The 25,065-nt window shown below is 33.6% G+C and carries 15 protein-coding genes; all 15 read left to right on the forward strand.

Translation table 11 applies throughout. The features are described 5' to 3' along the window. The first annotated feature begins 6 nt into the window (after positions 1 to 6). Positions 7 to 1,371 carry an alpha-L-fucosidase gene (locus N1F78_RS11170; protein ID WP_406683243.1) on the forward strand — a complete coding sequence of 455 codons (1,365 nt, stop codon included), beginning with the start codon at positions 7 to 9 and terminating at the stop codon, positions 1,369 to 1,371. A 99-nt stretch (positions 1,372 to 1,470) separates the two neighbouring features. Then, on the forward strand, positions 1,471 to 2,415 hold the full coding sequence (locus tag N1F78_RS11175; protein WP_406683244.1) for an SGNH/GDSL hydrolase family protein: 945 nt from the start codon (positions 1,471 to 1,473) through the stop codon (positions 2,413 to 2,415). Positions 2,416 to 2,607: 192 nt separating this feature from the next. Then, positions 2,608 to 4,266 (forward strand): alpha/beta hydrolase fold domain-containing protein, encoded by a 1,659-nt coding sequence (locus N1F78_RS11180; protein ID WP_406683245.1) that lies wholly within the window; start codon positions 2,608 to 2,610, stop codon positions 4,264 to 4,266. A gap of 242 nt (positions 4,267 to 4,508) precedes the next feature. Next, on the forward strand, positions 4,509 to 5,336 hold the full coding sequence (locus N1F78_RS11185; RefSeq protein WP_406683246.1) for a DUF1080 domain-containing protein: 828 nt from the start codon (positions 4,509 to 4,511) through the stop codon (positions 5,334 to 5,336). A 74-nt stretch (positions 5,337 to 5,410) separates the two neighbouring features. After that, the gene (locus tag N1F78_RS11190) at positions 5,411 to 6,313 is read left to right on the forward strand and encodes a hypothetical protein (protein ID WP_406683247.1); all 903 of its coding nucleotides are present in this window, start codon (positions 5,411 to 5,413) and stop codon (positions 6,311 to 6,313) included. A 193-nt stretch (positions 6,314 to 6,506) separates the two neighbouring features. Continuing rightward, on the forward strand, positions 6,507 to 8,147 hold the full coding sequence (locus tag N1F78_RS11195; protein ID WP_406683248.1) for a T9SS type A sorting domain-containing protein: 1,641 nt from the start codon (positions 6,507 to 6,509) through the stop codon (positions 8,145 to 8,147). 138 nt (positions 8,148 to 8,285) lie between these two features. Next, positions 8,286 to 9,926, forward strand: a complete 1,641-nt coding sequence (locus N1F78_RS11200; protein ID WP_406683249.1) for a T9SS type A sorting domain-containing protein — start codon at positions 8,286 to 8,288, stop codon at positions 9,924 to 9,926. A gap of 143 nt (positions 9,927 to 10,069) precedes the next feature. Next, a complete protein-coding gene (locus N1F78_RS11205; RefSeq protein ID WP_406683250.1) occupies positions 10,070 to 12,157 on the forward strand; it encodes a T9SS type A sorting domain-containing protein in 2,088 nt (695 codons plus the stop codon). Between the two features lie 187 nt (positions 12,158 to 12,344). Continuing rightward, the gene (locus tag N1F78_RS11210; RefSeq protein WP_406683251.1) at positions 12,345 to 14,420 is read left to right on the forward strand and encodes a T9SS type A sorting domain-containing protein; all 2,076 of its coding nucleotides are present in this window, start codon (positions 12,345 to 12,347) and stop codon (positions 14,418 to 14,420) included. A 214-nt stretch (positions 14,421 to 14,634) separates the two neighbouring features. After that, positions 14,635 to 16,722, forward strand: a complete 2,088-nt coding sequence (locus N1F78_RS11215) for a carbohydrate-binding protein (protein WP_406683252.1) — start codon at positions 14,635 to 14,637, stop codon at positions 16,720 to 16,722. A 325-nt stretch (positions 16,723 to 17,047) separates the two neighbouring features. Further along, a complete protein-coding gene (locus tag N1F78_RS11220) occupies positions 17,048 to 18,886 on the forward strand; it encodes an arylsulfatase (RefSeq protein WP_406683253.1) in 1,839 nt (612 codons plus the stop codon). A 20-nt stretch (positions 18,887 to 18,906) separates the two neighbouring features. After that, on the forward strand, positions 18,907 to 20,505 hold the full coding sequence (locus N1F78_RS11225; protein ID WP_406683254.1) for an arylsulfatase: 1,599 nt from the start codon (positions 18,907 to 18,909) through the stop codon (positions 20,503 to 20,505). A 10-nt stretch (positions 20,506 to 20,515) separates the two neighbouring features. Next, entirely contained in the window at positions 20,516 to 22,297 is a 1,782-nt protein-coding gene (locus tag N1F78_RS11230) for an arylsulfatase (protein ID WP_406683255.1), read from the forward strand. 24 nt (positions 22,298 to 22,321) lie between these two features. Beyond that, the gene (locus N1F78_RS11235) at positions 22,322 to 23,668 is read left to right on the forward strand and encodes an alpha-L-fucosidase (protein WP_406683256.1); all 1,347 of its coding nucleotides are present in this window, start codon (positions 22,322 to 22,324) and stop codon (positions 23,666 to 23,668) included. Between the two features lie 36 nt (positions 23,669 to 23,704). Continuing rightward, entirely contained in the window at positions 23,705 to 25,051 is a 1,347-nt protein-coding gene (locus tag N1F78_RS11240) for a family 43 glycosylhydrolase (protein ID WP_406683257.1), read from the forward strand. Positions 25,052 to 25,065: the final 14 nt, after the last annotated feature.

The following is a 25,065-nucleotide window of genomic DNA, read 5'->3' on the forward strand; positions in this document are numbered from 1 at the left end:
ATTAAAATGAAAACTTTAAAACGAATAGTACTATTAGCCTTGGTTGTTGCAATCAATTCTAATATAGGGTTTGCACAAAGCTCTAGCGAAAAAAAACTCTCAGATGATGAGCGTATGGAATGGTGGCGTGATTCTAAATTCGGAATGTTTATTCACTGGGGAGCCTACTCTATAATTGGAGGTGAACGCGGTACAAACATAGCCGGAGGTGGCGCAGAATGGGCCATGGATAAATTAGATTATACCGTTGAGGATTATGAGAAATTCCCACAAATGTTTAATCCAGTAATGTTTGATGCTGATGCTTGGGTAACCATGGCTAAAAATGCTGGTATGAAATATATTGTAATCACCTCAAAGCATCATGAAGGGTTTTGTTTATGGGATTCAAAAGTAACAGATTATGATATTATGGATACCGCTCCATTTAAACGTGATATTATTAAGGAATTGGCAGAAGCTTGTAAAAAGCAAGATATTAAGTTTTGTTTTTATTACTCAATTGTAGATTGGCATCACCCGCAAGCACAAGGTAATTTATATCCAAATTACAATATAGGACAGCATGATGATCCATCTGTTGTAAATCCAAAATTTCCTAAGTATTTTAAAAACTATATGAAGCCACAGATAAAAGAATTACTAACTAACTACGGAGATGTTGGTGTTGTGTGGTTTGATGGCGATTGGATTTCTGATTATACCACCGAAATGGGTAAAGAGCTTTATAGTTTTATTCGTGATATTCAACCTAATACTATTGTAAATAATAGAGTTGATAAAGGTAGGAAAGGAATGGAAGGTATGGATGAAGAAGGGAATTTTGCCGGAGATTTTGGTACGCCTGAACAAGAAATTCCAGATACTGGAATTGCTGAAGATTGGGAAGCTTGTATGACTATGAACGGAACTTGGGGATACAAACCAGATGATAATAAATGGAAAAGTAACGAAGATTTAATTCAGAAATTGGTAGATATTGTATCTAAAGGAGGAAACTTTTTATTAAATATTGGTCCTGATGGATTTGGTAGATTCCCTGCACAGAGTATTCGTCGTCTAAATGCTATGGGAGAATGGACAAGCAAAAACGGAGAAGCTATTTATGGTGCTTCTGCAAGTCCTTTTGAAAAGCCAAAATGGGGACGTTATACGGCTAAAGATGGTGTTATATATGCACATGTTTTCAATTGGCCAAAAAGCGGTATGTTAAAGCTAAATAAAGATATTAAAGTTAAAAAGGCTACTTTATTAACTAATCCAGATAAGGAATTAAAATCATTATCTACATCTAGAGAGCTTTTAGTTGAGGTACCAATGTTTGCACCAGATAACCCTGTTACAGTGGTTAAGATTGAGTTGGCAAACTAATTAAGAAGTTTGTAAAGGATATTAAATAAAAACACACAAACATATTAAATGAATGTTTGTGTGTTTGTTTATAGCATTAAAGAATAAATCAAAACTAAAATGAGTTTTTACAAGAAACTAATAATTTTTACAGTTGCTTTGGCTTTAAATGCTGTCGTTGGCTATTCTCAAACAATTCTTTATCAAAAACCAGAATGGGGAGCGTATACCATAGAGGAAGAAGGCTTTCTATTAGCACATATTTTTAATTGGCCTGAAGATGGTAAGTTGGTTATAGATAGAAACATTAAACCAAGAGAGGCTATGTTGCTTTCTGAACCAAATAAAAAAATAAAAATAAAATTAATTGATAATAAATTAACTATTTTATTACCTGAGAAAGTTCCTAATGCTCAGGTTTCAGTTGTTCAAATAAAATTGGTTCCTAATGAAGATTGGGCAAACCTAAAAAGATATAACAAGGCTAATAAAGAATTGAAAATTTCGGTGAAAAAGAAAAAAACAGTAGTGTTCATGGGTAATTCTATTACCCAAAATTGGATCAGAGACCACGGCGTGTTTTTTAAAGAGAACCCCTCATTTATTAATAGAGGTATAAGCGGGCAAACCACTCCACAGATGCTTGTTCGTTTTAGGCCTGATGTCATTGATTTAAATCCAGATATTGTAATAATACATGCAGGAACCAATGATATTGCAGGTAATACTGGACCAATTACAATAGACCGTATTGCAGGTAATATATTTTCAATGGCAGAATTGGCTAAAGAAAATGGTATTCAAGTAATTTTGGCGTCGGTTTTGCCGGCAACCAGCTATTCTTGGAGCCCCTCAATTGAACCTGCAGATAAAATTATTGAGCTTAATAAGCTTATTAAAGACTATGCCGAAGAAAATAAAATAGTTTATCTTGATTATTATTCACCAATGGTTAATGATATTGGAGGGCTCAAAAAAGAATTAGGAAGAGACACGGTACATCCTAATGTAAATGGTTATTTAGTAATGGAACCTTTGGTAAAACAAGCTATAGGAAAGTATTAAAACAAACTAAGAATGTATTTATAAAAAAGCTCTCAATTTCGAGGGCTTTTTTGCTTCTACTAGTCTGTTGTCCTTTTAATTTAGGTCATAATTTATAGGTATTGGATATTAAATAATACTTTTTCTATATGGGAAAGGGTAATTTGCATGCGACTATTTTAAACATTAAATGCCATAATTAAAAAAATTATAATGAAAACAATTTTACATTTTTTCAAATTAGTGCTTTTCGTATGCTTTCTCTTCAATTTATCTTTTTCTTATGGACAAGCGGAACACGGATTTATAGAAGGCGTAAATTATAAAGACGGTGTAGTTTACAAAACTGTTGGAGGTTCTAATCTAGTAATGGATATGTTTTATCCCGATGCAGAAATATTAAAAGATAAAAATCCATGGGTTGTATTTATTCATGGAGGAGGTTGGGCAGGAGGACATAGAGATAACATCTATAAAACTGCGTTTTTAGGAGGAATGAAAAAATTGGTAGAAGCTGGTGTTATTGTAGCAACCGTACAATACCGTTTGGCAAAAGCGCCAGTAACTAGTTATGAATCTGTAATAGATTGTAAAGATGCTGCTAGATATCTACTTCAAAATGCGACTACACATAAGCTGGATGAAAATAATTATGCAATTTGGGGAGGATCTGCAGGAGGTCATCTTTCTTTAGTAACGGCTTTAGTTCCAGATAATAAATTTCCTGGAGATGCTGGTTTGTCTAGTATATCCCCAAGTTACAAAGGTGTAGTAGCTTATTATCCTTTTACTTCTTGTTTGCACGAGCCGTTGAGGCCTAATTCTATTTTTGCAGATGGAAGTCTTTTTACTCGTCTTTTAGGTGGCTCAGTGGAGGATAATTTAGAATTGGCAACTAATTTAAGTCCAACGGAATTTTTAAGTCCCACTAGTACACCAGTTTTGGTGATTCATGGAGAAAATGATACAACATTGCCAGTAATCAATGCAACATATATGAAGGAGGTAGGTGATGCAGAAAATGCAGATGTAGAAATCATTACTGTTGCTAATGCTGAGCATAGTTTTGGTGGAAGTAATATTTCTCCATCCTTAGAAAATATAGATATTAGTATGGCTAACTATTTTTTAGAAAAATTTGGTTATCCTTTATTTGACCCTATTGTAGAAGACGATCCCACAATATTTACTCCAGATGCTAATAAAATATATAATGTTTATAATCCTAGGTGGGATAAAAGATTAGGGGCTAATGGTGGAGATGAGCTAATAGTACTGAGTCCTTCAGAAGAAGGAGTTACGGCACAATGGAAATTTACACCAGTAGCAGGAGAAGAAGGCTTTTATTATATTGATTGTGTTGGCGGAGGTGCTAAACCGAGAATTACTGCAGATGCGGGTACGGTCTCCATTATGGTAGGAAATACCGTAACAGGAGATGAGGCTAAATGGAAGTTTGATTATACGTCCGAAGACTTGGGAGAAGATGCTCTATTTTGGATAAGCAATAAAAACGGAAGGATGTTACGTGGGTGGAATGATCATGTTGATATTGTTAATACAAGTCAAAATGGGTCATACACGCGCTATCATTTTTCTGAAAGTAGTGCTAGTCTTGGCGTGAATAATGATGTTTTAAAAGAGAATATTTCTATTTATCCAGTTCCAACATCAGATATTTTAAATATAAAGTTTAAAGAGTCAGTTTCTGGTAATATTTCACTGCTAGATATAACGGGAAATACGATTGTTTTGAAAAATATTGAAGGAATTGATAGTCAATTGGATTTGTCAAATCTTAGTTCAGGATTTTATATTGTAAAAATACAAACAGGTTCTTTTGTATATACACGAAATGTTGTAAAAAACTAATTAAAACTAAGCTACTTAATCTCTAGAACAATAATTTTTAGAGCGAAATAATATACGTAGTCTAATTTTCAGCTGTTTAGATTTTACTTATAATGTTTCTTAGTAAAAGCGAAGAGAAAAACGTTGGTAAATAGATTGGACTGTTCCATATTTTTCTGTTATGACCTTTTAAGTCATTTATGTTTTATGGTGTGAAAGTCAATTAAAGTTAGAGATAATAAATAACCATTTAATAAGAATTTATGAAAAATATAATATTTCGCTCGGTAATTAAAATAGTAACAATTGTCTTAATATGTTCTTGTTCAAACACAAAAAAAAACCATTTATCAAATGAGGGTTTTGTAAAAATATTTAATGGTGAAAATTGGGATGGTTGGTATTTTAAGTTAAGAAACGGAGATGAAGAATTAGCAAATAAAGTATTTGCCATAGATAATGAAAAGGTTCATGTTTTTAAAGATATGCCTGATAGCTTGAATTTAGGAACAGGAGAAAATGCTACACATGGTCTTTTTTATACCAAAAAGAAATATAGTAAATACATTCTGAGGTTTGAGTATAAATGGGGAGAGAAAATCACTAACAATTTTGATAGATGGCAATATGATGCAGGGGTCTACTATCATGTGGTTGATGATAAAATTTGGCCGCAAGGTATAGAATATCAAATAAGGTATGATCATACCAAAAATAAAAACCACACTGGAGATTTTATTACAGGTGGTACTTCGGTAAACTGGTATGCTACCAAAGACAGCACAACATTTTTGTTACCCAAACATGGAGGGGTTGATGTAGGGCAGTACAAAAACAAAATGATGTTGGCTAAACCTAATGTAAAGTTTAACGCATTAAATAATGAATGGAACTTATGCGAAATAATTGTGATGGGAAATAAATATGCCATTCATAAATTAAACGGTGAAATAGTTAATATGGGAACCGATCTATCGGTTAATGAAGGTGTAATTGGATTCCAATCAGAAACCGTAGAGATTTTTTATAAAAACATAGAAGTTAAGGAATTTGGTGAAGTTGTTCCAATGAAAGAGTTCATAGAATTGTAAAGAGCTTAAAGGAATAAATAATGCACATTTTTTTTAGAAAAGTGTTCTAAAAAAAAACTAATATGATGAAAAATATGAAGTCAATTATTTTAGGAATGGTATTAACCATATTAACTTTTAATGGAATAGTAGCTCAAACTCCTTTATGGGAAGGAAAAGGGCGTATAGCCATTAGCTCTGACGGTAATGAACACGATCATGATGATTGGGCTGCAACACCCCTTTCTTTAGCTTTACTTTCTGCTGCAAATTTACAGGAGGAATTAGTAGTTTATACCTATAGCGACCATGTTTGGGGTAGTAATCAAGAGCACCCAACATCACCTTTAGGTTTAACAGCATATGAGCAAATGCGAGAAAGTGCATTGGCTGGACAGAAATGGTTTGGATTTGACAACACTAAATTTATTTGTGCTGTTGACAATGCTGAAGTGGCTTATAATAGCTTAAGTGGAGCCATTAATGCCTCAACAGCTGATGATCCATTAATTATAATAGCTGCAGGCCCAATGCAGGTTGTTGGAGAAGCAATTCATAGAGCAGAGGTTTCTAAACGTCAGTATGTAACACTTATTTCTCATTCTAATTGGAATAACAATCATAGTGATAAACCATACAAAGAGTTTTGGGATACACATTCTGGGTGGACTTTTCAAGAGATAAAAGACGCATTTTCAAATAATGAAGGAGGTAATTTAAAAGCCATTAGAATTACTGATCAAAATGGTGGGAAAGATTATGATGGATTAAAGGCATCAATGGAGCAATTTGATTGGGTAAAAACTTCTGAAGCCCGAAATAGTAAGGCTTATAAACCAGGTGCTTGGGATTGGCTCTATAAGCGTTTGAAAACTTGTATTAAAAAAGGGGATATTGATGCTTCAGATGCTGGTATGGTAGTATACCTACTAACTGGTATTGAAAAAACTAGTGTACAAATGGCTAAAGATATTATGGAAAACCCGGTAGTAAAATAAACACCTTTTTAGAGTTCGTTAATCTTTCATTCTAAAATAAGCGATCTATCTTCAAACAAGTTAGATCGCTTATTTTGTTATGGAAAGGTTTTTGGTTTCTACTAATGAACGATAACTTAAATGGTTTAGGCGATAATTTATAGTGGAGAGTTTTTTTTATACCTTTCTTTGTCTCTATAAAATTGAATGGAAAATGAAAAAAAATTACCCTACATTAAAATATTGTTTGATTATCTGTTTTATCTTTTTTTTAAATAAAACTCAGGCACAAACAACAGTAAATTCTCTTGAAGAGTTATTGCCTTATTTAGACGATGATAATGTAAATATTAAGTTAGCACCAGGAACTTATAGTATTGGATTTAATGAGGTTATCTTTGGGGCATTTAATGGCAAAAACCCTTTACTTCTTTTTGAAGGGTCTAATAACACTTTTGATTTTACTGGAGTTACCATAAATTTTGACACCTATATTTTTCAAGCTTTTGGAAGTGTTGATGTTAATGAAATACAGATATTAGGAAATAATAATGTACTAAAAAACCTAACCATGGAAGACATTGGTACATTAGTTCCTACTAAGAGAGCACAGGCCATTGTTATGGATGGGCGAGACAATAGAATTGAAGGGTTTCATTTAACCATTCGTGGGTCTTATCCATATGGTTATGGAGATGCTTTTGGAAAAGGTGGTACTAATACTATTCCTCATAAAAAACATTCAGGTATTTTAATACGTGGCTTAAGGAATCACCTTAAAAACACTACATTAATTTCTCGATCGTATGGGCATTGTGTATTTATGCAAGCTGCAAGCTATCCAACGGTAGAAGGGTGTTATATTGAAGGAGAAACACGTACTACTGATGATATGTTAGCAGAAACATCTGGACCAGCCTATGATATAGATTTTATGACCGTTTGGGGTTATAAGCTTCCTGCAGGTTATATGATGAGTTTACAGGAAGAAGGTATTAGGGCTTATAATGCAGGAACAACATATATTGATGGTGTAGAAATTCAAAGAGGAACTGATAACCCTACAGTTATAAATTGTACTGTAAAATATGCAAGAGGAGGCGTAACTTTAGCACATGCTTCTGGCACGGTAAGGGCTGAAAATTGTACTACAATTGGTTGTGAACAAGGTTATGGGCTGGGTAGTGGTACTGCTATTAATTGTAAGACAGATGTGTCACATGGTCATGCTTTTAAAAGTACATATGATAATGATAGCTGGAATTTAGATGTTGAAATTATTCCTGCTGAAGATCCGTATTATAATGGTCAGAAGGCTATTGCTTTTATAGGAATGGACCATTCAAACTTGACCTTAACAGGAGGAGATCCTAATATGCCCTCAGATTATAAAATTCAGGTTGGAGGAACACTAAATGGTGTTCGTTTTCAAAATGGAAATTTAGATCATCAAAGTACTCATAATGGTAATAATAATACCATTGATAATCAGACATCACATCCTATTGAAATTATTTCAGGTAGTAATGGTAATTATATAAACACTTGTGGTTCGGTAACTAATAACGGATATAGTAACAGTATTCAAGCTTGTACCTTAAGTTCGGAAAATGAGAGTCTCAAAGATGACATTGCCTTTTTTCCTATGCCATTTCATGATGTTTTAAATATTAAAACACGTTCTAACAGTGGTGCACAAGTTCAAATCATTGATTTTAGCGGTAAAACTGTATATGTCAATCAAATTGAAAAAGGTGAAAGTCAAGTTAATTTAGAAGAATTAGCATCTGGTATGTATTTTGCTAAAATAACTTCTGATAATCAGGTGTTTACTAAAAAAATTGTAAAGAAGTAAAAAGTTGATATAAGTTTTCTTTAAAAGTCTTCCTAAAATAGGAAGACTTTTTGGTTTTGGGAGGTAAGTTATACAGCTAGGGACATATGTTATACACTAAAAGCATGTTGTTCTCTATTTTTGTAAAAAAAAAGGATTATGAAGAAATATTACAATTTATTTAAAGTAAGTATTGTTGCTTGTTTTGGACTTTTGGTACAACTCTCACAAGCTCAAACTACGGTTAATTCACTGGCTGAATTATTGCCATACTTAGACGATGATAATGTAAACATTAAGTTAGCACCAGGGACATATACTATAGGGTTTAATGAGGTTGTATTTGGGGATTTTAATGGAAGAAACCCTTTGTTTCTTTTTGAAGGTTCTAATAGCACCTATGATTTTACTGGGGTTACTATAAATTTTGATACATATATTTTTCAAGCATTTGGAAATGTGGATGTTAATGAAATACAAATATTAGGGAATAATAATGTCCTAAAAAACCTAACCATGGAAGATATCGGTACATTAACCCCAACAAAAGGAGGTCAAGCAATTCTAATGGATGGAAGAGACAATAGAATAGAAGGGTTTCATGTAACTATCCGTGGTTCTTATCCCTATGGATATGGAGATGCTTTTGGGAAAGGTTCTAATTATGTTATCAAGCACTATAAGCATTCAGGTATTTTAATTCGTGGCCTAAGAAATCATTTGAAAGATTGTACAGTCATATCGCGTTCTTATGGGCATATAGTTTTTATGCAAGCTGCAAGTTATCCAACTATTGAAGGTTGTTATATAGAAGGGGAAATGCGTTCAACAGACGATATGTTGGCAGAAACCTCTGGACCAGCTTATAATGTTGATTTCATGACCGTTTGGGGGTATAAGCTTCCTGCTGGTTATATGATGAGTTTACAAGAAGAAGGCATAAGAGCATATAATGGAGGAACAACCTACATTGATGGTGTAGAAATTCAAAGGGGTACTGATAACCCTACAGTTATAAATTGTACAATAAAATATGCTAGAGGAGGGGTGACTTTAGCTCATGCCACGGGCACGGTGAGGGCTGAAAACTGTACTACCATTGGTTGTGAGCAAGGTTATGGGCTTGGTAGTGGAACTGCTATTAATTGTAAGACGGATGTGGCGTATGGCCATGCATTTAAAAGCACATATGATAATGATAGATGGGATTTAGATGTTGAAATTATTCCGGCTGTAGATCCATATTATAATGGTCAGAAAACCATTGCTTTTATTGGGATGGATAATTCAAACTTGACCCTAACAGGAGGAGATCCTAATTTACCTTCAGATTATAGAATTCAGGTTGGTGGAACACTAAATGGTGTTCGTTTTCAAAATGGAAGTTTAGCTAATCAAAGTACTCATAATGGTAATAACAATTCGGTTGATAATCAGACATCACATCCAATTGAAATTGCATCAGGCAGTAATGGTAATACAATAAATACTTGTGGATCGGTAACTAATAACGGCAATAGTAACAGTATTCAAGCTTGTACTTTAAGTTTGGAAAATGAGAGTCTTAAAGATGATATTGCCATTTTTCCTATACCATTTCATGATGTTTTAAATATTAAAACCACATATAACAGTGGAGCAACTGTTCAAATTATTGACCTTAGTGGAAAAACTGTATATAGCAAGAAGATGGAAAAGGGTGAAAGTCAAGTTAATTTAGGAAAATTAGCATCTGGTATGTATTTTGCTAAAATAACTTCTGATAATCAGGTGTTTACTAATAAAATTGTGAAAAAGTAGAGAAAAGCAAATATAAGTTTTCTACAAAAGGTCTTCCTAAAACAGGAAGACTTTTTGGTTTTGGAACGTAAGTTATACATGTGGGGACATATGTTATACGCCAATGTTGTGTTATTTTTTATTTTTGTAAAAAAAAAAGGATTATGAAGAAATATTACAATTTATTAAAAATAAGTATTGTTGCTTGTTTTGGGCTTTTAGTTCAACTCTCACAAGCGCAAACTACGGTTAATTCACTTTCTGAATTATTGCCATATCTAGATGATGATAATGTAGATGTTAAGTTAGCACCAGGAACATATACTATTGGGTTTAATGAGGTTATATTTGGTGATTTTAATGGAAGAAATCCTTTGTTTCTTTTTGAAGGTTCTAATAGCACCTTTGATTTTACAGGGGTTACTATTAATTTTGACACTTATATTTTTCAGGCATTTGGAAGTGTTGATGTTAATGAAATACAGATATTAGGAAATAATAATGTACTTAAGAATTTAACAATGGAGGATATTGGCACATTAGCTCCTACCAGTAGAGCTCAGGCCATTGTTATGGATGGGAGAGATAACAGAATAGAAGGATTTCATTTAACAGTTAGAGGGTCTTATCCTTATGGTTATGGAGATGCTTTTGGTAAGGGCGGAGGCGCAGTTATTCCCCATAGAAAACATTCAGGAATACTAATTAGAGGATTAAGAAATCACCTTAAGAATACAACGGTTATTTCACGTTCATATGGGCACTGTGTTTTTATGCAAGCTGCAAGTTACCCAACTATTGAAGGTTGTTATATAGAAGGTGAAATGCGAACCACTGATGATATGTTGGCAGAAACCTCTGGTCCAGCGTTTGATGTTAATTTTATGACTGATTGGGGTTATACGCTTCCTGCCGGTTATATGATGAGTTTGCAGGAAGCGGGCATTAGAGCATATAATGCGGGTACAACTTACATTGATGGTGTTGAAATTCAAAGAGGAACTGATAACCCTACAGTATTAAATTGTACTATTAAAAATGCTAGAACCGGAGTTGTTCTTGCTCATGCAACAGGAACAAAATATGTTGAAAATTGTGTGGCAATTGGTTGTGAGCAGGGTTATTCAATAGGATCGGGAATTGTTGTAAACTGTTCGGCAGATGCAGCTTACGGTCCTGTTTATAAAAATGCCTACGCTAGTGATTCTGGTTATAATGCAGATATCACAATATTAGAACCAATAGATGGTTATTATAACGGTCATCAGGCTATTGCCTACATTGGGGGGAAGAGGCATAACTTAACATTTAGATCTGAGGTGACGGATTTTCCAAGTGATTTGAAAATTATGATGGCTGGAGATATGCAAGGCCTAAGAGTTCTTAATGGTAATAATGCCTCTCAAAATAACCATACGCTTAATGATATTTTCTTAAAGAACCTAACCAATTTCCCAGTGGTTATTCATTCAGATGCTACTAATAACCGAGTTCAGGATTGTTTTACAGGAAATATAGCCAATGGAGGTTCAGGTAATTTTATTAGTGCCTTAAATTGTGCTTCAGATAATTTAGCATTGTTAGGAGCTGCTGTTCAATCTTCCACAGATTTTGATGGTTTAGCAAATAGAGCTATAGATGGAAATACTAGTGGGACATTTAATTTAAATTCAGTTACACATACTAATCCATCAGATACCGATGCTTGGTGGCAGGTAAATTTAACAGAAGAAAAACCTATAGGTGATATAATAGTTTGGAACAGAACAGATAGCAACACTAATAGACTTGCTAATTTTGAGGTGAAGGTGTTTGATTCTAATGGAGCTGAAACATTTTCACATATATATAATGAGTCTGATGGACCACTACCCTCGGTAACTATTGATGCAGGAGGTGCTTTGGGTAAAAGGGTAAGAGTAATTCAATTAAATAACGCCGTTGCATTATCTTTAGCGGAGGTTCAAGTTTTTGAGAGCGCGTTATCAGTAAAAGAAAACGTGTTAGATGAGGTGAGTTTATATCCTAATCCTGTTAGCGATTATCTTTCGGTTTCTTTAGCAGGGTCAAAATTAAATTCAGGGTCCGCAGTATTGAGTATTTATAATATTACTGGAAAAAAGGTGTTGGAATTCACAGCTGAAGAATCTAATACAACAAAATTAAACTTATCATCATTAAATAGTGGGGTTTACCTTTTAAATATCACAGATAAGGTAAATAGCATAACCAAAAAAATTGTGAAATTATAAGAGTTCATTAGTATGAATTCTAATAATATCAATTAAAACCTATGGAGCTGTCTTCATAGGTTTTTTTATTGTATGTGTTCTATGATATAACTTAAAGAAGTAATATGTTATATGGATTGCATCATAATTTATCACAAAAAGGTTATTCAGTATTTAATTTTGTTCTTACCACTTAACTAATAAGATTATGAAAAGAAAATACTTTTGTTTTAAAGCTATTGTACTAATGCTTTTAATATCACTAAGTCCAAATATTTGGGCGCAAACAGAGGTAAACTCTCTTGAAGAATTATTACCCTATCTAGACGATGATAATGTGAATATTAAGTTAGCACCTGGAACTTACAGTATAGGGTTTAATGAAGTTGTTTTTGGAGCTTTTAACGGTAAAAACCCTTTATTACTTTTTGAAGGTTCTAATAGTACCTATGATTTTACGGGGGTTACCATAAATTTTGACACCTATATTTTTCAGGCTTTTGGAAGTGTTGATGTTAATGAAATACAGATATTAGGAAATAATAATGTACTAAAGAATCTTACTATGGAAGACATTGGTACATTAGCACCAACTAAGAGGGCACAGGCTATTGTTATTGATGGTAGAGATAATAGAATAGAAGGATTTCACGTTACTATTCGAGGGTCTTACCCTTATGGTTACGGGGATGCTTTTGGAAAAGGAGGTACTTATACCATTGCACATAGAAAACATTCTGGTATTTTAATTAGAGGCTTAAGAAATCACCTTAAAAATACAACGCTAATTTCAAGATCTTATGGTCATTGTGTTTTCATGCAGGCGGCAAGTTATCCTTTAATTGAAGGTTGTTATATAGAAGGAGAAATGCGCTCAACAGATGATATGTTAGCAGAAACTTCTGGACCAGCGTATAACATAGATTTTATGACCGTTTGGGGATATAGACTTCCACCTGGTTATATGCTAAGTTTACAAGAAGCAGGGATTAGAGCATATAATGCCGGAACTACATATATTGATGGTGTGGAAATTGAAAGAGGTACAGACAATCCAACTATTTTAAATTGTACCATTAAGAATGCTAGAACCGGAGTAACTATAGCTCATGCAAGAGGAGATAAGTATGTTGAAGGTTGTACCGCTATAGGTTGTGAAAATGGCTTTTCTATAGCTTCTGGTATAGTTGTAAACTGTGCTGCAGATGCTACTTACGGTCCTGTTTACAGAAATACCTATACTACTGATAGAGGTTATATGGCTGATATTAAAGTTTTACCTCCTGTAGCGCCATATTATAATGGCGAAAATATTGTTGCATATGTTGGTGGCAGTGGTCACAACCTTACATTTAGAAGTGATATACCCGAAAGTGATATTCCTGGTAATCTTAAAATTATGGTTGCTGGAGATTTACTTGGTCCAAGAGCTAGAACACATACAGCCTCAAATATTTCGCTAAGAAATCTTACTAATTTTCCTGTGGTCATGGATCCAAGTAGTAGTAGTATTATACTACGCGAATGTGATACCGGAGATGTTACAAATAATGGGGTTAATAATCTAATATATTCTTCAGATTGTGATTCGCCTAATTTAGCTTTAACTGGTGCAGCTATTCAATCTTCAACAGATTATGATGGATTAGCTAATAGAGCTATTGATGGTAATACTAGTGGAACATATGGGTTGAATTCAGTTACTCATACTAATCCATCTGATACAGCTGCTTGGTGGCAAGTTAATTTAAATGAAGAAAAGTCGTTAGGAGATATTAAAATATTTAATAGAACTGGAAGTCAAAGTTATATTGATAGGTTGGCAAATTTTGAAGTTAAGGTATTTGATTCGGCGGGGGTTGAAACGTTTTCTTATGTTTATAATCAAGCTAGTGGTCCAAATCCATCTATTACAATAGATGCTGGAGGGGCCATGGGTAAAATTGTAAAAGTGCTTCAATTAAATAGTGCTGTTGCATTGTCTTTGGCAGAAGTTCAAGTTTTTGAGAGCGCGTTATCTGTAAAAGAAAACGTTATAGATGAGGTAAGTTTATATCCTAACCCTGTTAAAGATTATCTTTCAGTTTCCTTGGGAGAATCTAATATGAATATAGGTTCAACAGTATTTAGTATTTATAATATTACAGGTAAAAAAGTCATGCAATTCACGGCTAAAGAATTTAAAACAACAAGGTTAAATTTATCATCATTAAATAGTGGTGTTTATCTTTTAAATATTACGGATAAGGTAAATAGTATAACTAAGAAAATTGTAAAATTATAAGGATTTAAAAAACCTATAGCATATTAAGATATATTGTTATGCTATTCATAATGAAATCATTAAAACCTATGGAGACGTATTCATAGGTTTTTTTAATTGTAAAGCTTTTAAAATTAAACTAAAGAAGTAATATGTTATATGGATTGCATCATAATTTATCACAAGTGGTTTATTGAGTAATTAATTTTGTTTTTACCACTTAATTAATAAGATTATGAAAAGAAATTACTTTTGTTTTAAAGCAATTACCTTAATGCTTGTAATATCATTTACTCAAAATATTCAAGCGCAAACAATAGTAAATTCAATAACAGATTTAGCCGCATATCTTAATCAAGACAATGTAAATATAAAAATGACACCAGGAACTTATTCAATTGGTCCTGCTGATGTTGTTTCTGGGCTGTTCCCAAACCCTGATATTATTGAATTTACGGGGTCTAATTGTACATATGATTTTACTGGGGTAACCTTTGCTTTTGATACCAATATTTTTCGTTCTTACGGTAATGTGGCTGTGGTGGAAATAAGACTAGCAGGCTCTAATAATGTTTTGAAAAACCTAACCATGGAAGATATAGGTAATACTATTCCTTGGCGTACAGCTTTGGGTATAAAGTTTGATGGGACGGATAATAGAATAGAAGGGTTTCATATGACTGTTAGGGGATCTTATCCTTACGGGTACGGAGATATTTTTGGAAAAGGATCTGGTTATGTGATTAAGCATTTTAAGCATTCTGCGATTTTGGTACGTGGAGAAAGAAACCATCTAAAAGATTGTACTATTATTCATAGGGCCTATGGTCATGGAATTTTTTGTCAAGGCTCTATAGATGCTTTAATTGAAGGTTGTCATTTAGAGGGAGAAGTAAGAACAACAGATGATGTTTTGGCAGAGGAAGGTACAGGTTCTCCAGCAGATTTAGAGGACTTTATGACCGTATGGGGACATAGATTGGAACCAGGCTGGATGTTTAGTTTACAAGAAGATGGTATTAGAGCGTATAATACTGGGGCGCATCATATTACTGGAGAAACAACGAATACCAAAAATATGAGGGTGATTGACTGTACAATCGATAAGCTTAGAAATGGTGTTACTATTGGGTTTTGTGATGATGAAAAATATGTGAAAAATTGTACAGCTATTGGAACAGAACATGGCTTTTGGGTAGGTAATGGAGGTGAAATAGTTAATTCTAGAGGAGATGGAGCTTACGGACCCTTATATGGCACAGCATATCAAAATGATAAAAATGCAAAAATAGACTTAACGGTAATAGATAGTGATTATGATTTATATGGCTTACATCCATTAATTTTCCTTGGAGGAAGTGGTCATGAACTTTTTCTAAAAAGTGAAGAGGCATCACTCGAAGTTAATCATAAAATTATGATTGCAGGAGTAAGAGATGGTATGCGTTTTGGCGAGACTACAGATGTTAAGTATTATGATCAATCCTCCAGCAATGTAAAACTTAGTAATGCTAGTGGTTACCCCGTGGTTTTGGAAGAACGCTGTGAAGATTCTCAGGTGCAGTCATGTAGCTCTGTAATTGATAATGGAGTTAATAATACTGTTACCTTATTCGAAGATTGTGAAGATGTGGATCCTAATAATTTATGTCCTAAAACAGCTGAAATGATGGAAGCTGAATGTAATGATGATATGTTTGGTATTCAAACTGAAGGTTGTTCTGAAGGCGGGTTAAATATTGGTTGGATAGATATAGGTGACTGGGTGAAATTTAGTGATATTGATTTATCAAATATTTCTGGTGTTCAGGCTCGAACCTCTTCTAAATATTCTGGGGGTGTGATAGAGGTAAGATTAGATAGTGTTACAGGAACCTTAATTTCAACTATACCGGTTACAAATTCTGGTTCTTGGCAAAATTGGGGAACAGATATTGGTTCTGAAATTCAAAGTTTTACAGGTGATATTCATGATGTGTATTTTGTTTTTAATGGTACTAGATCTGGGTCTATATTTAATGTAAATTGGTTTAGTTTTTCTTTAGAATCATTATCAACTCAAACAGAATCATTAGTTAATGATGTAAAGGTTTTTCCAAACCCAATTTCAAATATTTTACATGTTTCTATAATTAAATCTAATCTTAATATAAACGAAGCTAAATTAGAGTTATATAGTTTGGCAGGTAAAAAACTAGTTGAGACTTATATGGAAAACAAAACAAAGGTAGATTTAGATTTGACTAATTTTAGTATTGGGATGTATATATTAAAAATTAGCGATAACACCAGTAGTGTTATAAGAAAAGTTGTCAAGCGGTAAAACAATTTATGTTTTAAGTTTTTAACATATAATTTCCATCCCTATATTAGGTTTTTTGTGGTGTTAATTAAAAACGCTAACAATTGATTAGTGTCCAAGTTATGTAATTAAATTTTATTGAAAGAGAAGAGGTTTTTTCACTTTAAAATAAAATGAATACTGGCTAATTTCAAGTCAAAATATGTTTTCAATATTGAAATTGATTCATGCCAACATTTGTCTTCCAAAACTGTTCATAGTTTATATAAAATGAACGTTGATTTATACCTAGAAACATTCATAAATCATAATTTTAGGTTTCAAATTAATTCATTGTTAAAAACCTATGAAAAATACTCTAATTTCAAATATATTATTTAAGAATTGTTTTGCCTTATTTTCTGTTGTAATTGCTTTATGCATGCTATCATGTAATGAAAAGGTAAAAGAAGTTGAGAAGCCAAATGTCATTTTAATCTTAATAGATGATCAGGGTTATGGAGATATTTCAGCTTTAGGTAATCCTTTCATCAAAACTACTAACATAGATAATCTTTATAATAGTAGTGCTCGTTTTACAGATTATCATGTAAGTCCAACTTGTTCTCCTACACGAGCGGCATTATTAACGGGTCATCACAATAACCGCACAGGTGTTTGGCATACGGTAAATGGTAGGTCTATGATTCTAGAAAGGGAAAATACGGCCGCTCAAATTTTTAAAGATAATGGTTATAATACTGCCATTTTTGGTAAATGGCATTTAGGAGATAACTATCCTTTCAGGCCTCAAGATAAGGGGTTTGATGAGGTGCTAACTCATGGTGGAGGTGGTATGGAACAAACTATGGATTATTGGGATAATGACTATTTCAATGATATGTACATTCACAATGGGAAGCTTAAAAGATATAAAGGCTATAGTGCAGATATTTGGTTTGATGAGGCAATTAAATGGATAGATTCTAAAGAAGAAAACGAGCCTTTCTTCTGTTATTTGCCTTCTAATACAGCGCATTCGCCATATTTTGTTGAAGATAAATATTATGATGATTTAAAAGATAATAAAGATATTCCTCATGCACCATTTCTTGGAATGATAAATAATATAGATGAAAATCTAGGAAAATTAATGAGTTATTTAAAAGAAAGTGGAAAATTAGAAAATACAATAATTGTTTATACCACGGATAACGGAACTGCCCAAGGAGCAAAAACTGAAGGGCATCGTTTAGATGGGTTTATTAGAAAAGGTTTTAATGCTGGAATGAGAGGTGTAAAGGCTAGTAAGTATGAAGGAGGGCATCGTGTACCATTATTTATTCATTGGGAAGGTGGAGATATTAATAAAGGAAAAGATATACATGAGCTAACCGCACATTATGATGTATTACCAACACTTGCTGATTTATGTAACCTAAATGTTAATGATAATAAGTTTGATGGTCAAAGTTTAATACCGTTGATTAATGGGGACAATTCAAATTTTAAAGACAGGATTGTAATTACAAACTCTCAACGGGTTGAAGTTCCAGAACCTTGGAGAAGAACGTCTTTAATGCAAGGTAAATGGAGGTTAGTTGATGGTGAAGAGCTTTATAATTTAGAAGCAGACCCAGAGCAACGTAATAATATTATTGAGCAACACCCAGAAAAGGTAAAAGAGTTTAAAAAGGCTTATGATGAATGGTGGAATGAAATATCACCAACATATAAAGATCAACCTTATATTTATTTAGGACATGAAGCAGAGAACCCTGTTAAACTTTTTGCTCATGATTGGCATACAACTGCACAAGCAAGTCCTTGGCACCAAAGACATATTCGTACGGCTTATGTTGATAATGGGTATTGGTTATTAAAAGTAGCTAATAGCGGAAAATATAAATTACAATTAAGAAGGTGGCCAGAAGAAATTAAGTTGCCATTAAATGGGGTGGCACCTGTGCGTCCCGCAATTCCTGGTACAAGCGTTTCCGAAAGTAAGGCTAGTAAGGCTTTAAATATTGAAATGGCTAAAATTAGTATTCAAGGTAATGAACTAACAAAGGCTGTAGACTCAAATCAAGAGTTTGTTGAATTTGAAGTAGAACTAGAAAAAGGTAATACTACATTGCAAACGTGGTTTACTTTAGATAATGGTACAGAATTAGGGGCTTACTATGTAAATGTTTTAAAAATATAACAATTAGAAAATTATTTAGAGTGAAACAATTATTTATATTCAGCCTTTTCTCTTTTTTATGTTTTGTTTCATGTAAAGAAAAACGTGAAGAAAAAGCAACAAAACCTAATATTGTTATTATTTATACTGATGATCAAGGTTATGGAGATGTAAGTGCTTTAAATCCACAAGCTAAATTTCAAACACCAAACATAGATAAAATTGCTAATGAAGGTGTTGTTTTTACAGATGGTCATAGTAGTGACGCCGTTTGTACACCTTCGCGCTATTCTTTGTTAACAGGAAGGTACAGTTGGAGAACTTCTTTGAAAAAGGGTGTTTTAAGAGCTGATGGCCCTTGTTTAGTAGAGAAAGATAGAATGACAATCGCATCAATGCTAAAGGATAATGGTTATAATACAGCCATGGTAGGTAAGTGGCATTTACAAATGGATTTTGTTGGTGAATTAGGTATAAATAGAGATTGGTCTCAACCTTTTGTAGATGGACCTATTGATAAGGGTTTTGATTATTTTTTCGGTATTCCTGCATCAATGAATTTTGGAGTACTAACATATTTAGAGAATGATAGGGTGTTAGAGCCTCCTATACTTTGGACAAAAAAGAAAAAGAATAAAAATCCACGTACCTATAAAAATGCTAATCCGGCAGATTATAGGATGACACCACCTTTTGAAGAAAAACCCTTTCAAGAAAACCCTATACGAGGGCTAGAGGTGGCCCCTTCTTTTAACGATGAATTGGTGTTAAAAACTTTTGCGGAAAAGGCAGTTGAACGTATTAATATTTTGGCTGAAGAGGCAAAAAATGGTAAACCTTTTTTCTTGTATATGCCCTTAACAAGCCCGCATTTGCCGCACTGTACGCATCCAGATTTTCAAGGTCGTACGTCATGTGGTAATTATGGAGACTTCATGGAAGAAACAGATTATAGGGTAGGACAAGTTCTTGATGCTTTAGAAAAAAGTGGTGTTGCAGATAATACCTTAATTATTTTTTCATCGGATAACGGAGCGGAAACAAATTATACGTATCAAAGAGAAACCTATAGCCATTATAGCTGTATGAATTTTAAGGGAGGAAAGAGAGATATATATGAAGGCGGGCACCGTGTACCCTTTTTAATGCGTTGGCCTGCGGCCATTAAATCTGGTACTAAAATTGATTCACCAGTTTGTCAGTCAGACTATATGGCCACAATAGCTGATATATTAGAAATTGAAATACCAGATAATGCAGGGGAGGATAGTTTTTCATTATGGCCTTTATTGTCTGAAGATGTACAGGAGTATAATTATGATAGATCTGTAATTCATCATTCAGCATCAGGGCATTTTGCCATTCGTAAAGGTGATTGGAAGTTAAATATGTTGCGCGGTTCAGGAGGTTCCTTTAAACCTCAGTTTATAGATGTGAAAGAGGGTGATGCTCCTTATGAACTATATAATCTCAAAAATGATCCGGGAGAAACAACTAACCTTTATTTTGAAAAACCAGAAATAGTTGAAACCCTAAAAAATGAAATTACTCAGATTATTAAAACTGGCAGATCAACCATTGGGGAACCACAAGATTATATAAAAGAAAATTGGCCCCAAGTAGATTGGGTTAATTTATAACACACAACAAATGAAAATTTTAAAACTCCTAGCACTTATATTAGTTTGTACCAATTCCTTAATAGCTCAAAATAAGGATAAGCAACCTCCTAATATTATTTTTATTATAACTGATGATCAGGGCATGGGGGATTTGGCTTGTACAGGTAATCCATATATAAAAACACCAAATCTAGATAAATTATATAATCAATCAATTAGATTAACAAATTATCATGTTTCAACAACTTGTGCGCCTACAAGAGCATCAATAATGACAGGTCGTCATTGTAATCGTGTAAATGTATATCATACAATTGCAGGTCGGTCTTTATTATTTGAAGATGAAGTTACCTTACCCCAAGTTTTAGCCCAAAACGGTTATACAAATGCTATGTATGGTAAATGGCATTTAGGTGATAACTATCCGTTTAGACCAATGGATAGAGGGTTTCACGAGGTGGTTAGACATGGCGCAGGAGGCATTGGTCAAGGTCCAGATTATTGGGGAAATGATTATTTTGATGATACCTATTGGCATAACGGACAAACTCAAAAATATACAGGTTATTGTACTGATGTGTTTTTTTCTGAAGCCATGCACTTTATTGAAGATAATAAAGACGGGCCTTTTTTCTGCTATATTTCAACAAATGCACCACATGCACCATATAATCTTCCAAAGAAATATTATGATATGTACCAAGGAGAAAAGTTTGAAAAACTTCATCCTAGATTAAGACGGTTTTATGGTATGATTACCAATATTGATGATAATTTTAAAAAATTAGAAGACAAGCTAAAAAACCTTAACATAGCAGATAATACTATTGTAATTTTTACAACAGATAATGGAACTTCTGCAGGACGCAGCACATATAATGCAGGATTAAAGGGAGGTAAAGGAAGTCAATATGATGGCGGACATAGGGTGCCATTTTTTATACGCTGGCCTAATGGAGAGCTTACTGGTGGAAAAGATATAGATAAGCTAGTTGCTCATTATGACCTTTTACCAACTTTTGTTGATTTACTAGGTTTAAATTTTAACACCAAAAAACCTTTAGATGGGAAAAGTTTAGAACCATTATTAACTGGTGAAACTACAAATTGGGAAAATAGAATTCTGTATATGGATACTCAACGAGAACAAAACCTTGTGAAGTATAAAAAATATACGGTTATGGATGAGAATTGGCGTTTGGTTGATGGAGATGAGTTATATAAAATGCCAGGAGATAGGGGGCAAGAACAAAATGTAATTAAGAGCTATCCAGAAGTGGCAAGCCGTTTAGCTGTAGGCTATAATAAATGGTGGCAATCTTTTATAGATGAAGGCGTAGATCAAAAATATGCATACATAAAAGTAGGGTCAAGGCATGAAAACCCTAGTAGAATTTCGGCACATGATTTAATTACTGGCCGTTATGCAAATGCATGGCATCAAAATAGTGCTATCAGACCTATGCCATCTGGAGGTTCATGGCGCATTGAAGTTGTTGAAGATGGTGAATATACTATTTCATTAAGAAGGTTTCCACGTGAAAGTGGTTTAGGTATTAATGCCATATTTCCAGCTCAAGATAAAGCTGTTGAATATGACAAAACTTCTCCCGCAAGTGAAAAGTCAGATTTTAAGGAAGCCTATTTATTTCTTGCTTCTATTTCTAAATCTCAGGAGATAAAAGCAGGACAAGATGAAGTCACTTTTAAAGGAAAGTTGGCCGCTGGAAAATACGATATGGAAGCCGAACTTATAGATGAAGCAGGTAGAAGACATCCAGCGTACTATGTCTACATTGAGAAACATTAATTTTTTAAAATCATTTAAAACCAAATGAAATCAATTCTTTGTATAGCCGCCATCCTTTGTGTTACTATTTTTAGTAATGCTCAAGAGCTTAAAGATGGAACTATAGATACTGGAGATAAGTTTGCTGATAAAACTTTGTTGAAATATGAATCTCCAGAAAAAATATCTAACCGTTTGGCTTGGTGGCAAGAGGCACGTTTTGGCATGTTTATCCATTGGGGCTTATATGCGCATGATGGTTGTTATTGGAATGGACAATATGGGCGTTCAGAACACATGATGTTAAAACTCAAAATCCCAATTCCCGAATATGAAAAAATTGCCGATGCTTTCAATCCTAAAAAATTTGATGCTGAAGAGTGGGTGAAAATTGCCAAAAATGCAGGAATGAAGTATATGGTAATTACCGCCAAACATCATGATGGCTATGCCATGTTCAATAGCCCAAGTAATTCGTTTAATATTGTTGACCATTCTAAATGGGGAAAAGATCCAATAAAGGCACTTGCTAGAGCCTGTGAAAATGAAGGCTTAAAATTTGGTGTTTATTATTCATTGGGACGCGATTGGCACGATCCAAATTGTAATTCAAACAATGGGAATAGAAGTAACACTTGGGATTATCCAAAAGAAGAAGAAAAAGTTCTTGAGAAATACATAGAAAGTAAAGTAAAACCACAACTTACGGAGTTATTAACTCAATACAAACCTGCAATTATTTGGTTTGATACCCCTGAAATGGTTACCAAAGAACAAAGTTTAGAAATATTAAAACTGATTCATGAGATTAATCCAGATTGTATAGTGAATCAAAGAGTAGGCAATAGATTGGGAGATTACGCTGTTAGAGAGCAAAAAATACCTGAAAACGGAGAACCTGATCCTTGGGAATCTTGTATGACGCTTAATCATACTTGGGGCTATAACAAAATAGATAAGGAATATAAAAGTGTTGAAACACTAATATATAATTTAGTTGATATAGCCAGTAAAGGAGGAAATTTTTTATTAAATGTAGGCCCAACAGGTGAAGGTGTTATTCCTGAGCTTTCAGCAGATAGACTTGAACAAATGGGGGGTTGGTTACGTGTAAATGGAGAAGCAGTTTATGGTACTAACGTTAGTCATTTAAAAGATTTTGAATGGGGCAAAAGCACCAAAAAGGGAAATACTATTTATTTAACTCTTTTTAAATGGCCTAAAAACGGAATACTCACAATTGAAGAGAATTTTGACATTAAAGCCCTATCTATGCTAGTTTTTCCACAGTATGAAATTAAATATGAAAAAGAGGGGTTAAAAACCACTTTTTATTTGCCAGACGTAGCTCAAGATCCAGTAGCCACTGTACTAAAAATTGAGTTGAATTAAAAAAAGTTTTAAAAATCAACTAGACTTTAAGCTGAAATGAAAAAACTACTTTACGTTTTTATATTGTTTACTATCTCAATGGCGGCTCAAAACCCTGTTTTCACCCATGTATTTACAGCTGATCCGTCTCCGCATGTCTGGCCAGATGATGATAGATTATGGGTGTATACATCTCATGATGAACCAGGTTCTAATAATCACTATGGAATGACAGGCTACCATGCATTTTCTACAACTGATTTGGTAAACTGGACTGACCACGGGCGTATTTTACATTTAGAGAATGTGGATTGGGCAGAAAGTCATGCTTGGGCAATGGATGCTGCTTTTTACAGAGGTAAATATTATCTGATTTACTGTATGAAAGAAACTGGAATTGGTTTGTTTAGAACAGGAATTGCGCGTAGCGATAAACCAGAAGGACCTTTTACAGATTTAGGTTATGTTAAAGGTGTAGAGTTTGGTCAGGATCCAGCTCTTTTTATAGATGATGATGGTACGCCATATTTGTACTGGGGACATGATAGAAAATGTTTTGCGGCTGAACTGAATGAAGATTTGATGTCTATAAAGCCTGAAACTTATGTGGATTTAACTAAACAATTAACTCATGTATTTGAAGGACCATGGGTTCATAAACGCAACGGGAAGTATTATTTAACCTATCCGGGATTAACACCCAGACGTTGGCCAGAAAAAATGTTTTATGCGGTTGCAGAGAAACCATTAGGACCATATGAATTCAAAGGATGTTTTATAGATGATTTTGAAGGGCAAAGTGGTACCAATCATGGAGGTGTTGTAAATTATAAAGGTAAAGACATCATGTTTTATCATAGTGCTTGGTTATCTGGAGGATTAAGTGAAACTAGGTCTACAATGGCAGATTATTTAAACTATGATAAAGAAGGAAATATCATTCCTATTATTCCTTCTAAAAAAGGACTTGGAATAGCAAAACATACCAAGGCTACTATTAAAGTTGAAGCAGAAAGCGGATTTGCAGCAGGAGGTAATTTATACAATGTAATTGTAGATGATTGGATTAAAGATTTTAGCGGAAATGGCTATGTCACAAATTTTGATAATCCTTATGATCATGTGTCGATGTTGGTACAGGTAGCCAAAGCCGGCACTTACCGCTTTATTGTAAGATATGCATCACCAAATGGAGATTCTAATCATGATGTGTTAATAAATAGTCACCAATACAGAGAATTTAAATTTCCTAAATCAGAAACCTTTCGTGAAATAGATTTTGGTGAGGTAGAATTAAAATCTGGGGATAATTTAATAAGAGTCTTAAAAAGAAATTGGAAACCATCAAAAGGTGTATTTGCCATAGACTACATTAAACTAGAACAAATTATAGAAACTAAGTAACATTAAAATATAAA

This window comes from Seonamhaeicola sp. MEBiC01930 (assembly GCF_045277075.1).
Classification (GTDB): Bacteria; Bacteroidota; Bacteroidia; order Flavobacteriales; family Flavobacteriaceae; genus Seonamhaeicola.